This window comes from Sphingopyxis sp., from assembly GCF_019459305.1.
GTDB lineage: Bacteria > Pseudomonadota > Alphaproteobacteria > Sphingomonadales > Sphingomonadaceae > Sphingopyxis.
The window spans coordinates 1-14,316 of the sequence record NZ_JAIBES010000074.1; the positions used below are offsets into that span (position 1 = coordinate 1).

The 14,316-nt window shown below is 63.5% G+C and carries 13 protein-coding genes, 1 tRNA gene and 1 pseudogene; 9 read left to right on the plus strand and 6 right to left on the minus strand.

From position 1 onward, the window contains the following. Window positions 1–73 precede the first annotated feature (73 nt). Window positions 74–289: pseudogene (locus K0M74_RS08290) on the minus strand (chorismate mutase); the annotation flags it as partial. 226 nt (window positions 290–515) lie between these two features. Between K0M74_RS08290 and rpsD the strand changes: the two are divergent. From rpsD to aguB, 4 genes are all read left to right on the plus strand, one after another. Then, on the plus strand, window positions 516–1,127 hold the full coding sequence (gene rpsD / locus K0M74_RS08295; protein WP_088441602.1) for a 30S ribosomal protein S4: 612 nt from the start codon (window positions 516–518) through the stop codon (window positions 1,125–1,127). A 117-nt stretch (window positions 1,128–1,244) separates the two neighbouring features. Then, window positions 1,245–2,930, plus strand: a complete 1,686-nt coding sequence (locus K0M74_RS08300) for a M28 family metallopeptidase (protein WP_293970413.1) — start codon at window positions 1,245–1,247, stop codon at window positions 2,928–2,930. A gap of 120 nt (window positions 2,931–3,050) precedes the next feature. Further along, entirely contained in the window at window positions 3,051–4,034 is a 984-nt protein-coding gene (locus tag K0M74_RS08305; RefSeq protein WP_293970416.1) for an agmatine deiminase family protein, read from the plus strand. A gap of 7 nt (window positions 4,035–4,041) precedes the next feature. Next, window positions 4,042–4,893 carry an N-carbamoylputrescine amidase gene (aguB, locus tag K0M74_RS08310; protein WP_293970419.1) on the plus strand — a complete coding sequence of 284 codons (852 nt, stop codon included), beginning with the start codon at window positions 4,042–4,044 and terminating at the stop codon, window positions 4,891–4,893. A 15-nt stretch (window positions 4,894–4,908) separates the two neighbouring features. Here the strand turns inward: aguB and K0M74_RS08315 are convergent, their stop codons facing one another. After that, window positions 4,909–5,529, minus strand: coding sequence for a PilZ domain-containing protein (locus tag K0M74_RS08315; protein WP_293970422.1), 621 nt, complete (start codon window positions 5,527–5,529; stop codon window positions 4,909–4,911). A gap of 312 nt (window positions 5,530–5,841) precedes the next feature. Further along, a tRNA-Leu gene (locus K0M74_RS08320) sits at window positions 5,842–5,926 on the minus strand. Window positions 5,927–6,045: 119 nt separating this feature from the next. Between K0M74_RS08320 and K0M74_RS08325 the strand changes: the two genes are divergently transcribed. Beyond that, entirely contained in the window at window positions 6,046–7,155 is a 1,110-nt protein-coding gene (locus K0M74_RS08325; RefSeq protein ID WP_293970425.1) for an AI-2E family transporter, read from the plus strand. Window positions 7,156–7,186: 31 nt separating this feature from the next. Here the strand turns inward: K0M74_RS08325 and K0M74_RS08330 are convergent, their stop codons facing one another. Then, window positions 7,187–8,638 carry a coniferyl aldehyde dehydrogenase gene (locus K0M74_RS08330; protein ID WP_293970429.1) on the minus strand — a complete coding sequence of 484 codons (1,452 nt, stop codon included), beginning with the start codon at window positions 8,636–8,638 and terminating at the stop codon, window positions 7,187–7,189. 157 nt (window positions 8,639–8,795) lie between these two features. Here K0M74_RS08330 and K0M74_RS08335 point away from each other — a divergent pair, with 157 nt between their 5' ends. The 3 genes from K0M74_RS08335 to K0M74_RS08345 all read left to right on the plus strand — a co-directional run bounded on the left by K0M74_RS08335 (window position 8,796) and on the right by K0M74_RS08345 (window position 11,170). Next, entirely contained in the window at window positions 8,796–9,983 is a 1,188-nt protein-coding gene (locus K0M74_RS08335; RefSeq protein WP_293970432.1) for an acetyl-CoA C-acyltransferase, read from the plus strand. Between the two features lie 189 nt (window positions 9,984–10,172). Further along, window positions 10,173–10,643, plus strand: coding sequence for a DUF1090 family protein (locus K0M74_RS08340; RefSeq protein WP_293970435.1), 471 nt, complete (start codon window positions 10,173–10,175; stop codon window positions 10,641–10,643). Window positions 10,644–10,813: 170 nt separating this feature from the next. Beyond that, window positions 10,814–11,170, plus strand: a complete 357-nt coding sequence (locus K0M74_RS08345) for a hypothetical protein (RefSeq protein ID WP_293970438.1) — start codon at window positions 10,814–10,816, stop codon at window positions 11,168–11,170. A 30-nt stretch (window positions 11,171–11,200) separates the two neighbouring features. Here the strand turns inward: K0M74_RS08345 and K0M74_RS08350 are convergent, their stop codons facing one another. Continuing rightward, window positions 11,201–11,662, minus strand: a complete 462-nt coding sequence (locus K0M74_RS08350) for an SH3 domain-containing protein (RefSeq protein WP_293970441.1) — start codon at window positions 11,660–11,662, stop codon at window positions 11,201–11,203. A gap of 137 nt (window positions 11,663–11,799) precedes the next feature. On the opposite strand from K0M74_RS08350, the gene K0M74_RS08355 reads away from it, so the two are divergent. Then, entirely contained in the window at window positions 11,800–12,798 is a 999-nt protein-coding gene (locus K0M74_RS08355; protein ID WP_293970444.1) for a D-glycerate dehydrogenase, read from the plus strand. Window positions 12,799–12,897: 99 nt separating this feature from the next. Here the strand turns inward: K0M74_RS08355 and K0M74_RS08360 are convergent, their stop codons facing one another. Next, window positions 12,898–14,301 (minus strand): nitronate monooxygenase, encoded by a 1,404-nt coding sequence (locus tag K0M74_RS08360; protein WP_293970447.1) that lies wholly within the window; start codon window positions 14,299–14,301, stop codon window positions 12,898–12,900. Between the last annotated feature and the right edge of the window lie 15 nt (window positions 14,302–14,316).

Here is a 14,316-nt window from a genome sequence, read left to right on the forward strand (position 1 = left end):
TTTCGCCCGCCTCTGGGGCGTTCTATTGCTCGACCAGTTCGTTCCATCCGGCGCGCCGCGGTTGGGGCTAACGCCCGGCGGCGGCCGCTTCGCGCGCCACATTATCCAGCACCTGCGCCTTGCGTGCTTCGTCGCGGACAATAGCGCGGTCGGTCTTGATCCGCGCCGCGGCGTTCATATAGCCGAAGCGGCGGACAAGCAACCCGACGAGTTCGCGGTCGACCTGATCGACCCCCGCACGCACATCGGTCATCGTTTCGCAGGCTTCGGGAGATTTGGCAGCGGTCATGCGCGCTGCCTTTAGCGGTTTTTCCGATGCTGTCGAGGCACGCATCACGGCACGACTGCCGCGCTTGACTTTGCCCCCCTCTCCGTCTAACCGCGCGCCTTCGCAATGGACCCCGCACCCCGGTGAAGCGGCGGTCGCATATGGCGTCGAGCCGGTCTCGATACCCATATGGTGCGACCCGGGACACGCCGAAATCTCTCGGCACATAGCAAGTTGGAGACGACATATGTCGAAGCGCCATAGCGCCAAGTATAAACTCGACCGCCGGATGGGTGAAAACATCTGGGGTCGCCCGAAGAGCCCGGTCAACCGCCGCGAATATGGCCCCGGCCAGCACGGTCAGCGCCGCAAGGGCAAGGTGTCCGATTTCGGCATCCAGCTGCGCGCAAAGCAGAAGCTGAAGGGCTATTACGGCGACATTACCGAAAAGCAGTTCAAGAAGAACTATTTCGAAGCCTCGCGGATGAAGGGCGACACCGGCCAGAACCTGATCGGCCTGCTCGAACGCCGCCTCGACGCGGTGGTCTATCGCTCGAAATTCACTCCGACGATCTTCTCGGCGCGCCAGCTGGTCAGCCACGGTCACGTCTATGTGAACGGCGTCAAGTGCAACGTCGCCAGCCGCCTCGTGAAGCCGGGTGACGAAATCACCCTCGGGAAAAAGGCGCAGGAAATGGCGCTGGTCGCCGAAGCGCAGAGCCTGCCCGAGCGCGATCTGCCCGAATATCTGGCGATCGACGGCACCAAGGCCACTTACGTTCGCGTCCCGACGCTTGACGAAGTACCCTATCCGGTGAAGATGGAACCGAACCTGGTCGTCGAATTCTATTCGCGCTGATCCGGTTCCCACCGAAACGATTTCATCAAGGGCGGTCCGCAAGGGCCGCCCTTCTTGCATGAGCGCGCCCCGGCTGGCACAAGCCGGTTCATCACGAACAAGCCTCAAGGATATGTCATGCTTCGTTTCCCGCGAACGACCGCAGCGCTTGCGCTTCTTTTGACCGTTGCCGCATGCAACGCGTCCGACAAGAACGCCGCGTCGCAGGTCGCCATCCCCGACGTCGAAATCCCCGAACTGTCGCTCGCGACGTTGCAGGAGATCACGAAGGAGCTGTCGCTCGATTCCTATGAAGGCCGCGCACCCGGCACACCCGGCGAGGAAAAGACCGTCGCCTATCTGATCAAGAAATATCAGGAAGCGGGGCTGAAGCCCGGAAACAACGGCAGCTGGACGCAGGATGTGCCGCTGGTCGAGATCACTGCGAAGAACGCGACACCGCTGACCTTCACCGGCGGGAAGGCGCCGGTCACTGCCCAATATGCCAAGGATTATGTGGCGTTCAGCTATCGCGTGCAGCCGACGACCGAGGTCAAGGATAGCGACGTCGTCTTTGTCGGTTACGGCATCAATGCCCCCGAAAAGGGCTGGAACGATTATGCCGGGCTTGATGTGAAGGGGAAGACCGTCGTCGTCCTCGTCAACGACCCCGACTGGCAGACCGCCGAAGCCAAGGGCGAATTCAATGGCCGCGCGATGACCTATTATGGCCGCTGGTCGTACAAATATGAAGAAGCGGCGCGCCAGGGCGCCGCGGCGGTGCTGATCGTCCACGACACCGAACCTGCCGCCTATGGCTGGAACGTCGTCGAATCGAGCAACACCGGCACCCAATATCTGGCCGAAAGCAAGGACGGCGGCGCGAGTCAGACGGTCGCCAACGGCTGGATCCAGTTGCCCAAAGCGAAGGAATTGTTCGCGAGCGCCGGACAAGATTTCGACGCGGTGCGCGAAGCAGCGAAGAAGAAGGGCTTCAAACCCGTCGCGCTGACCGGCGTGAAGGCCAACTTCGGCTTTGACAACGAGATTGCCAAGAAGATGTCGCGCAACGTCATCGGCGTGCTGCCGGGCGCCAAGCGCCCTGACGAATATGTACTTTATACCGGCCATTGGGACCATCTTGGCCGCTGCACGCCCGTCGCTGGCGACGACATCTGCAACGGCGCGGTCGACAATGCGACCGGCATCGCGGGCTTGGTGACGCTGGCGCAAGCGTTCAACAAAGCGGGGGCGCCCGACCGCAGCATCGTGTTCCTTGCGGTGACCGCCGAGGAATCGGGGCTGCTCGGATCGAAATATTATGCCGAAAATCCAGTGTTCCCGCTGTCGCAGACCGTCGGCGGGGTCAATATGGACGCACTCAACTCGGTCGGGCCAGCGAAGGACATCGTGGTCGTCGGCGGCGGCAAGTCCGAACTCGACGCCTATGTCGAAAAGCTCGCGAGGATGGAAGGCCGCACGGTCAAGGCCGAGCCGACTCCCGAAAAGGGCTTTTACTATCGGTCGGATCACTTCAGCTTTGCCAAGCTGGGCGTGCCGATGTTCAATTTCGGAAGCGGCGACGAGCTGGTCGAGGGCGGCGTCGAAGCGGGCCAGAAAGCGTCGGAAGATTATGAAAAGAACCGCTATCACGCGCCGGGCGACGAATATGAGGCGATCACAAACTGGGGCGGCATGATGGCCGACCTGCGCCTCTATTACGCCGCGGGCCGCATGCTGGCGATGACCGACGCGTGGCCGAACTGGGTCGAAGGCGACGAATTCCGCGCCGCCCGCGACAAGTCGCGCAGCGCCGCGAAATAGTTCCTGCGCTCGTCATTGCGAGGAGCCAAGCGACGCGGCAATCCAGAGTAGCGTAAACCCCTCTGGATTGCGTCGCTCAGCTCGCAATGACGAAACAGGGAAATTGAGGACTTCGACCGCATGACCCTAAAAATGCCCGCCGAATGGGCGCCACACGAAGCGGTGTGGATCGGCTTTCCGCACCTTGCCGACGAATGGTCGGGACAGATCGACGCCGCGCGGCGCGATGTCGCGGCCTTTGCCAACGCCGTCCACGACGGCGGCCGCGGCGAGCAGGTGCGGCTGGTCGTCAACGACGAGCGGCAGGCGCAGATCGCCGCGGCGCTGGTCGATTCCGGCGTTTCCATTGTGACCCAGCCGCTCGGCGACATCTGGCTGCGCGACACCGGGCCGATCATCGCGGGAACCGGCGCGGCGCGGCGCGCGCGCAATTTCCAGTTCAACTGGTGGGGCGAGAAGTTCGTGATGCCGGGCGATCAGGAGGTCGGTGCGGCGCTGGCCGCGTCGAGCGGGCTTCCCGTCGACGATCAGGACTGGGTGCTCGAAGGCGGCGGGATCGACGTCGACGGCAGCGGCCTGGGCGTCACCACCGAGGAATGCCTGCTCAACACCAACCGCAATCCCACGCTGACGCGCGAGGATATCGCGGTGCGGCTCCACCAGTCGCTCGGCATCGACCGGTTGCTATGGCTCGGGGGCGGCCTAGTCGGCGACCACACCGACGGCCATGTCGACAATCTGGCGCGCTTCGTCGGCGAAGGACGTCTCGCCCTGCCCATCGCGCACGGCGATGACGATCCCAACGCCCACATCTACGCCGACGCGCGCGCGCGCACCGCTGCGTTCGGCGGAGTCGAGATCGTCGACCTTCCCTCGCCCGGTCGGATCGAGATCGACGGCGAGATCGCGGCGGCGAGCTATATGAACTTCTATATCGGTAACAGCGTCGTGGTCGTGCCGACCTATGGCGTGGCGAATGATCAGGCGTCGGTGGAGGCGCTCGCCGCGTTGTTCCCCGATCGCCGTGCGGTTGGCGTCCCCGCCCTCGGCATCATCGCCGGCGGCGGCAGCTTCCATTGCTCGAGCCAGCAGCTTCCGGCATAGCGCACCCATGACCCGCACGATCACCGTCGCTGCCTTGCAGCTTCCCCTGCCCGGCCCCGTTCAGCGCAATATCGAGGCCGTCACTGCCCTCGTCGCGGACGCGGCAGCGCAAGGCGCGCAAATCATCCTGCCGCCCGAACTGTTCGAAGGGCCGTATTTCTGTCAGGCCGAGGATGAAGCGCTGTTCGCCTCAGCCCGCCCGACTGCCGAACACCCCAGCGTCATCGCGATGCAGGCGCTCGCCGCCAAGCTGAAGGTCGCGATCCCGACGAGCTTTTTCGAGCGCGACGGGCCGCATTATTACAACACGCTCGCGATGATCGGCCCCGATGGCGCGATCATGGGCACCTATCGCAAAAGCCATATCCCCGACGGCCCGGGCTATGAAGAAAAATACTATTTCCGCCCCGGCAACACAGGCTTCAAGGTGTGGGATATGTTTGGCGCGCGGATCGGGGTCGGGGTGTGTTGGGACCAATGGTATCCCGAATGTGCGCGCGCGATGGCGTTGATGGGCGCCGAATTGCTGTTTTATCCGACCGCGATCGGCAGCGAGCCTTACGACGCCGACCTCGACACCAGCCGCATGTGGCGCCGCGCGATGCAGGGGCATGCGGTGTCGAACTGCATGCCGGTGATCGCCGCCAACCGCATCGGGACCGAAGGCGGCGCCAATTTCTACGGCCACAGCTTCATCAGCGACGAATGGGGCGATTTGACGCAGCAATTTGGCGCCAGCGAATCTGGCGTGCTGATCGAAACGATCGACCTCGATCGCGCCACAAGGCATCGCGCGGGGATGGGATTTTTCCGCGACCGGCGCCCGCAGCTTTACGGACGGTTGGTCGAGGATATCTGACGCCGCGAACCGCGTTCAGCTTTCGAAATGGCGGATGCTTTCCAGATCGGCGCGATCAAGTGGCTGGGTGAGCCACAGCCCGCCGCGACCGGCTCGCGACCAGCGCACAATGGCGCGGCGCTTGATCCCGCCGGGCAGGATCAGGTCGATCTCCTTGCCGACCTCGAAATGGCCATCGTGGAGAAAACCCGCACCATGCTGTGACAGATCGACCAACTCGATGTTGCCCGTCCCTTCATCGGTCACCGTCTGCGCGCGGCTGTGCACCGGCAGGCGCGGCTGGCGATAGCCGGTCGCGCGCTGCTCCGCGGCCAGTTGCTTCAGGACGTCGGCGACATCGACTTCCTTGTCGAACGCGACGCCGCAGCGTCCACCCTCGGACCAGACGACCTTGCCGCGCAGATTTACCGTGTCGGACAGTGCAATTTCCAGCTTTTCGCCGATGCTGATCGGCACATCGGCGGCCAGCATCATGCCCCGGTCGGAAATGTTACGGACGCGCCACAGGCCGGCGTCGCCATTGCGATTGATCTTCGCAATGCGCCAGACCGTGCGATAGCGATCGGCACCGCGGCGATCACTGGCGGCGGCGTTGTCGCACTCCTCATTCGGGTCCGACAAACGGGTTTGTCTCATGTCGTCCACCTTATCGCAGCCGCGTCAGCAAGAACCGGCAAGTCCCGAAAACAATTGCAAAATTCGCAAAACGAGGCTGGTTCCAATATCAAAATTTTCATTATTATTCAATATCCATACAGATCGTAGTTAATGATTTCAGTCAAATTTTCCGAACCACTGGCCAAGCTTGTGCGCCAACCGTGAATAAATTTCGTATTTTGCATGATTTAACGGTGCCACCGCGGCGACATTAAGCGCCAGACTGGCAGCATCGCGTCAAAAGCGCGCGCCGAGCGCAGATCGGAGTCCGAGTAATGTCGAAGAATCCGATGGTGCCCCTGGCCGGACTCGAACCAGCACTCCTTGCGGAACCGCATTTTGAGTGCGGCGCGTCTACCAATTTCACCACAGGGGCCCGTGGACGGCGGTCTGGCCGGAACTGATTCCCGCCGGACGACCGATGCGAAGGTGCCGTTGCCACAGAAAGGTGGTTTTAGTCTAGTGGATAAGCGGCATCGTGCATAAGACGGGGACATGACCGACAAGCCCAAGGCAGCCTCTGCCCTATCGTCCCGTCCCGCGCAATCGACCCGCGCCAAGCCAGACGCCGCGCCGACCTTCGGGGCCGGACGGATCGCGCTGGCCGCGGTGGTCGTCATCGCCATCATCGGCGTCGCGTGGCTCGCCGTCACCCTGACGCGCTTTTTCATGCTGGTGTTCGCGGCGATCGTGCTGGGCGCGATTTTCGACGCGATTGCGGGCTGGCTGGTTCGCCGGACCAAGATGAAGCGCGGCTTCGCGCTCGCCGGCTCGGTCGTCGGCATCATCGCGATCTTTACCGGCGCGTTCGTCCTGTTCGGATCGCAGCTCGCCAGCGAGGTCGACACGATCCGCGAGCAGGTGCCGCGCGCGCTGCAGGGGGTCGAAGCCTTCCTCGATCGCTACGGCCTCGGTACGCGGGTTCGCGAACTCGCCGAGGTTGGCGGAAACGATATTTCGCAGCTCGTCTCCCAGGCGGGCGGTTACGCGCTGGCGGCGGGCAGCGGCATCGCCGATTTTGTACTCGTGCTGGTCGCCGCGATCTTCCTCGCCAGCGACCCTGCAACCTATCGCCGCGGCCTGTTGCTGCTGATGCCCGCGAAGGCAGAGAAGACCGCTTCACTGGCGCTCGACGACGCCGCTCGCGGACTGAAGGGCTGGATGGTTGGACAAGCCGTATCGTCGCTCGTCGTCGCGGCCTTGACCGGCGCCGGGCTGGCGCTGCTCGGGGTGCCGGCTGCCGGCGGGCTAGGGCTGATCGCCGGGCTGCTCGACGTGATCCCGATGATCGGTCCGATCATCGCGGGCATCCCCGCAGTGCTCCTCGCCTTCACCGTCTCGCCCGCCACCGCGCTTTGGACGCTCGTTCTGTTCCTGGTGATCCAGCAGTTGCAGGGCAATTTCCTGCAACCGATGATCCAGAAACAGGCGGTCGACGTCCCGCCCGCGGTACTCCTGTTCGCGGTGGTCGCCGCAGGGGTGCTGTTCGGCTTCCTCGGCGTGCTGCTGGCGGCGCCGCTGACGGTCGTGGTCTATGTGCTGGTGCAGCGCGTGTATGTGAAGACGTTGCTGGGCAAGGATATTAAGATCGCTGGAGCGGATTGAGACCTCCCCTCCCTGCAAGGGAGGGGAACGCCTACTTCTTCAATTCCTTCGCCAGCGTCTTTGCCGTCGCCTTGCCATAGGGCGGCTTGAACCCCGCCAGCCCGGCGACATCCAGCTTCGGCTGCCGATACACCGCCCGCGCATGGCTGAACGTGCGGAAGCCGTCAATACCGTGATAATTGCCCATCCCTGACGGCCCGACGCCACCGAAGGGCAGATCCTCCATCGCATTGTGGAACAGCACGTCGTTGACCGTCACCCCGCCCGAGATGGTGCGGCTCAGCACACGGTCCTCCTCGCTCTTGTCCTGCCCGAAATAATAGAGACCGAGCGGCCGGTCGTTGGCGTTCACATAATCGATCGCGTCGTCGATCGTTTTGTACGTCTTGACCGGCAGGATCGGGCCGAAGATTTCCTCCTGCATCACCTTCATATCGTCGGTCGGGTTGCGCACGATATGGAGTGGCATCTTGTGGCCGTTCGAGCTGGCAAAATCTTCGCCGCCCGGATTGACCTCGATCACCTCGGCGCCCTTTTCGCGCGCGTCGGTCAGATAGGATTGCAGCCGGTCGTAATTGCGCGTGTTGACCACCGACGTGTAATCATCGTTGGCGAGGAGCGTCGGATAGAGCGCCGCCGCGCCCTTGGTGACGCTGTCGATCACGTCGCCCTCCTGATCCTCGGCGACGAGCAGATAATCGGGGGCGAGGCAGATCTGCCCGGCGTTCATCATCTTGCCGAGTGCGACGCGCTGCCCGACCAGCTCCTTGTTCGCGCTGCGCCCGATAAAAGTCGGCGATTTGCCGCCCAGTTCCAGTGTCACCGGAACGAGATTGTCCGCCGCGGCGCGCATGATATGGCGCCCGACGCTCGTCGCGCCGGTGAAGATCATATGGTCGAAAGCGAGTTTCGAGAAAGCCACGCCGACGTCGGCGTCGCCGGTGAACACCGCCATCTCGGTCTCGTCGAAATATTCGGGCACCAGCCGCGCGATCAGCGCCGAGACATTCTCGGTGAACTCGCTCGGCTTGATCATCGCGCGGTTGCCCGCGGCCAATATGCCCGCCATTGGCACAAACACCATGCCGACCGGGAAATTCCACGGCGCGACGACGCCGACGACGCCCTTGGGCTGAAACTGTACCTCAGCCTTCGCCCCAAGCAGCCCCAGCGGGAAGGTCGGCTTGCGCTTCTCGCCCTTCGCCCAGCTCGCCATATGCTTTTTCGCATGCTTCAGCGCACTGACCGACGGCATGATGTCGGTCATCAACGTCTGCTCGCGGCTGCGATGCCCGAAATCCTCGCTGACCGCCTTGGCAAAATCCTCGGCATGATCGACGAGCAACGCGAGCGCGCGGTCGATGCGATCGGTGCGGACCGCAAGACTCTCGGGCATCGCCGCGGTAAAGCTCGCCTTTTGCGCGGCGAGCACTTGGCCCATCCGCTGCGTTTCCCCGGTGATATTGCTTGCGACCGTTGCCATTGCCCGTCTCCCTGATTTGATGGCGCGTGTTTGATCATGAGCCGCGGCGGGTTGCAAGATGAAACCGGCTGCTTATCTCCGTTCAGCCCCTTTCGCAGTTGCAGCAATTCCGCTATTCGACCCGCCGATCCTGTTTTCCCTTACGGAGTCTTGTCCCATGACCGCCACCGATCCCGTCGTCTTTCTGTCCTATGCCCGCACCCCGATGGGCAGCATGCAGGGCAGCCTGTCCGACGCGAGCGCGACCGACCTCGGCGCGACAGCGGTCAAGGCAGCGGTCGAGCGTGCCGGTGTCAGCGGCGACGATATCGAGCGTATTTACATGGGCTGCGTTCTTCCCGCCGGCCTCGGCCAGGCACCTGCACGGCAGGCGGCGATCAAGGCCGGCCTGCCGAAGTCGGTGCAGGCAACCACCGTCAACAAGGTGTGCGGTTCGGGTATGCAGACGGTGATCATGGGCGCCGAAGCGCTCGCCGCGGGCAGCGTCGATTTGATCGTTGCTGGCGGCATGGAATCGATGACCAACGCGCCCTATTTACTCAAAAAGCATCGCGGTGGCGCGCGCATCGGTCACGACACCGCCTATGACCATATGTTCCTCGACGGGCTGGAAGATGCCTATGAGGCGGGCCGCGCGATGGGGACTTTTGCGCAGGATACTGCTGACGCCTATCAACTGAGCCGTCAGGCACAGGATGATTATACGCTGGCATCGCTGAGCCGCGCCAAGGCCGCCATCACCGATGGCGCTTTTGCCGCCGAAATCGCGCCGGTAACGATCGCGGGCCGCAAGGGCGACACCATTGTCGACACCGACGAAGCCCCCAGCAAGGCGATGCCCGACAAGATCCCGACGCTGAAGCCCGCCTTTGCCAAGGACGGCACGATCACGGCGGCGACCAGCAGCTCGATTTCGGACGGCGCCGCCGCCGTCGTGCTGACCCGCCAGTCGATAGCCGACGCCAAGGGCGCGAAGCCCGTCGCGCGCCTCGTCGCGCACGCCGCGCATGCGCAGGAACCAAAGGACTTCACTATCGCCCCGGTCGGCGCGATCAACAAGGTGCTGGCCAAGGCGGGTTGGACGATCGGCGACGTCGACCTGTTCGAAGTCAACGAAGCCTTTGCCTGCGTCGCGATGTTCGCGATGCACGACCTTGGCATTCCGCACGACAAGATCAACGTCCACGGCGGCGCCACCGCGCTCGGCCATCCAATCGGCGCCAGCGGCACCCGCATCATCACGACGCTGATCGCTGCGCTGCAACGTCACGGCAAGACGCGCGGTATTGCCAGCCTGTGTATCGGCGGCGGCGAAGCCACGGCGGTGGCGGTCGAGCTGATCTGACCCGCTAATCGAAAAAGTTGCACGGCGCCGTCGCAAGGCGGCGCCGTTTCGTCGTTTCGTCGCGACAAATTGCGACACTAATGTCTTGAAAATAAACGGCGCATTCCGGCGCCGTTCAAATCGAATCGCCTAATCCGTCATTTGTCATCGGGCAGTCCCCTCCCCCTGACGGATTGAAAGGATAGACCAATGAAGACCAAATTTCTTACCGCCGGGCTGATCGCGGCCCTGATGGTCCCGGGCGCGGCCGCGGCGCAGTCGCGCGGCGAAGTTCGTGAAAGCCGTCAGGACGTTCGCGAAGAGCAGCGCGAATTACGTCAGGCGCAGCGCTATGGCGACCGCAGCGATGTTCGCGAAGAACGCCGCGACGTCCGCGAGGCGCGTCAGGAGCTGCGCGAAGACAAGCGCGATTGGCGCCAGGATCGCCGCTATTCCGACTATCGCGCGCCGTTCCGTTACCAGCAGTTCCGCGTAGGTGCGACGCTCCGCTCGAACTATTACGCCCCGGCGTACCGTCCGAGCTACGACAGCCGATGGGGCGTGCCGCGCGCCGGTCGTAACCTGACCTATGTGCGTCACTACAACGACCTGCTGCTCGTGAACGCGCGGAACGGTCGGGTGGTGAAGGTGTACCGCAACCACTTCAACTGGCGCCGCTAAGCGCTGGCTGAGGCAAGGTAACCAAGAAGGGTCGATGGGAAACCATCGGCCCTTTTTTGGTACGCCTATTGGGGGATTGTCGCCGTCTCACGATAAACCTAGCCTGCACGCATTCTGACCGGGGAGATCACGCCGTCAAAAACTTCGTCCTGCTCGCCGCTTTCGCCGCTTTGTCCGCCTGCTCGCAGCAAGCCGAGGAAACAAAGAAAACCGCCGCGGCTGCCGAAACCACCGCTGCCGCGGTACCAGCGAGCACCGGGACACCGCCGGGCGACTATGAGGTGAGGATGGCCGATGGCACCATCGCGTCGACCACGATCAATGCCGATGGAACTTATGTCGATACCGATCCCAAGGGTAAAGCCATCAAAGGCAAGCTAACGCACAAGGATGGTAAGGACTGCTTCGATCCCGATGGCGACGAAAGCGAAGCGTGCTGGAGCCTGTCCCCGACCGCCGCAGACGGCAGCTTTACGGCGACGGCGCCCGACGGAGCAGCGGTCACCGTCACGCCCAAGAAAAAATGATACCGATGACCGGCGCTATCGGGGACGGCGTCAGTCGCCCCATATATGGTCGGTCTGGATCCAGCCGCTCCGGCCCTTGACGTTAAAGCGGCACCAGCCGTCGGCGCAATCGGTGATCCGCCCGACCACGCCAGGTTCGGCGCGGTAAGCGACGGCAGCCGATGCGCTGGCCGCTTCGCGCAGCGGTCGGATGTCGCCGGTGACGATCGCGGTGCGGGTGCGGCTGAGCAATCGCGCCGCCATCCAGCCCTGCGTCCCGTCGGGATCCACGATCTTGCGCCACGTCTCATGGCGGGCGACGACCTTGACCGGCAAATCCTTGCGCCGATATTCCCAGATCACCGGCACGTCGGGCGACGGCCCCTTGCGCATCCGCGCCTCATCGACGCTGATCGACGCCCAATAGGGCAGTTTGACGGGGTCGGATTGCGCGGCGGCCGGTCCCACGACGGCTGTCAGCGCGGCGGCTGCGAGTATCAGGCGGCTGGTCATCATATTGCCTTGTCAAAATCGGGTCGCCAATTCAACCGCTCGCCGCGCAAAAGGCTGCGTTCATCCCCAGACTTTTCGCGGTTCTTTACGCGCTAGCGCACTTGACCGCCGCGCCGCGGCGCGCTCTATCGGCGCCCATGCCCGATTCATCCCGCCCGAAACGCCCACGCGTGATCGTCACCCGCCAGTTGATGCCGCATGTCGAAGCGCGCATGGCCGAATTGTTTGACGTCGCGCTCTCGGCCAATGATCAAGCCTTTACCAAGGACGAGTTGAAGGCTGCCGTGGCCGACTGCGACGTGTTCGTGCCGACGGTGACCGACGAGATCGATGCAGAGGTGCTGGCGGCGGCGGGCGAAAGGCTCAAACTGATCGCCAACTTCGGCGCCGGGTTCGACCATATCGACCTGGCAGCGGCGCGCGCAAAGGGCATCATGGTGTCGAACACCCCAGGCGTGTTCACCGAGGATACCGCCGACATGACGATGGCACTGATCCTGTCGGTGCCGCGGCGCCTCGCCGAGGGCGAGAAACTGATGCGATCGGGCCAATGGGCCGGATGGGCGCCCAGCGCGATGTTGGGCCACCGGGTCGGCGGCAAATTGCTGGGCATCATCGGCATGGGGCGCATCGGGCTGGCGGTGGCGCGCCGCGCGCGCGCGTTCGGCCTGTCGATCCATTATCATAACCGTCGGCGCCTCCCCGAAGCGATCGAGGAGGAATTGGGCGCGAGCTATCATGCCAGCGTCGACACCTTGCTGCGGATCAGCGACATCGTGACGCTCCACTGCCCGCACACCGCCGAAACGCATGAGTTGGTCAACGCAGCGCGCATCGGGTCGATGAAGCCAACGGCCTACCTCATCAACACCGCGCGCGGTGAGATCGTCGACGAAAAGGCGCTGATTGCGGCGCTCCAGACCGGGCGTATCGCGGGCGCCGGCCTCGATGTATATACCCACGAGCCCGCGGTCGACCCCGCGCTGCTCGCGCTCGATAATGTCGTGCTGCTCCCGCACCTGGGATCTGCAACCATCGAGGGCCGAGAGGCTTCGGGCGAAAAAGTCATCGCCAACATCCGCGCCTGGTGCGACGGCCATCGTCCGCAGGATCAGGTGCTGGAGGGTTGGGTTTAATACCCCGTCGCCCGCGCCCAGGCGGGGGCCGTTGTCGGTTTACGCTGCTTTGCTGGGGCAAGGGCGCCTGCGGCCCCGCCTTCGCGGGGGCGATAGCAATCAATCCCCCGTCAAGATCCGATCGACCAGCTGCTTCACCGTCGGGGTGAAGTTGTTCGAATAAAACGGGTCGGTCTTGAAGTTGAACGCGGCATGGCCCGCAAACATCAGATTTTGCTCAGGATCACCGCCGTGCGCGATGTCCTGCAGCGTCTTCTGGATGCAAAAGCTGCGCGGGTCGGCGAGGTAGCCGGTGGTGTAATCGTCATGGTCCTTCCACGACGAAAAGCCGCAGTGCGACAGGCAGCCCATGCAATCGGTCTGATCCTTGCGGATCACCGCCTTGTCGGTTTCGGTGACAAACACCACCGTGTTGTCGGGCGTCTTCAGCGCCTCGGTATAGCCTTCCGCCGCCCAGTCGCGCGCGCGGGCGCGGTCGTGGGGGGTGACCCAGAAATTCTTGCCCTTCACCCCGACGTCGAGCTGGACGATATGATCGCCCGCTTCCTGCTTCGAATAGGGAATCTGACGCTCCGAACGCGCTTCGAGATCGCGCAGGAAGGGCGTGCGCACCGCGCTCGAGTAAAAGCCCGTCGGCGAAAAGCGGTGGAGCAGCACATCGCCGTCGTCGAGGGTGCGGAGGCGGTCCTTCCACGCCTGGGGAATCGGGCTTTCTTCGGTCAGCAGCGGGCGGGTGCCGTACTGGAAAACGATCTGGCCGAGCTCGGGGTTGTCGATCCAGTTTTCCCAGTCGCGCAGATACCAGACGCCGCCGGCCATCACGATCGGTACAGAGGCGGCAATCCCTTCCGCCGTCATGACGTCGCGCAGCGCTTTCACGCGCGGGTACGGGTCCTGCGGGACCAGCGGGTCTTCGGCGTTCGACAGACCGTTGTGACCGCCGGCCAGCCAGGGATCTTCATACACGACCGCGCCCAGCAGGTGCGGCGCCTTATGATAGGCGCGCTTCCACAGCGCGCGAAAGGCGCGCGCCGAGCTGATGATCGGCAGGTACATGACATTGTGACGCTCAGCGATTTCGCTGAGCTTGTACGGCATCCCGGCACCGCAGGTGACCCCCGCGACCATGCCCTTGGTCCGGGCCAGCACGCCTTCTAAGATCTGCTGCGCGCCGCCCATTTCCCACAGGACGTTGATGTTGATCGCGCCCTTGCCGCCCGACACCTCATAGGCGCGTTCGACCTGCGCGACGGCGCCCTCAATGCCATAGTGGATCAGTTCCTCGTGGCGTTCCTTGCGGGTCAGGGACTTGTAAACCTGCGGGACGATCTTGCCCTCGGCGTCATAGCTGTCGGCGTTCACCGCCGACACGGTGCCGATGCCGCCCGCCGCGGCCCAGGCGCCGCTCGACATATGGTTGGTCGCCGACACACCCTTGCCGCCCTCGACCAACGGCCAGACTTCACGTCCGCCGTAAAGGATGGGCTTCAATCCTTTGAACATTCTAGATCTCTTTCT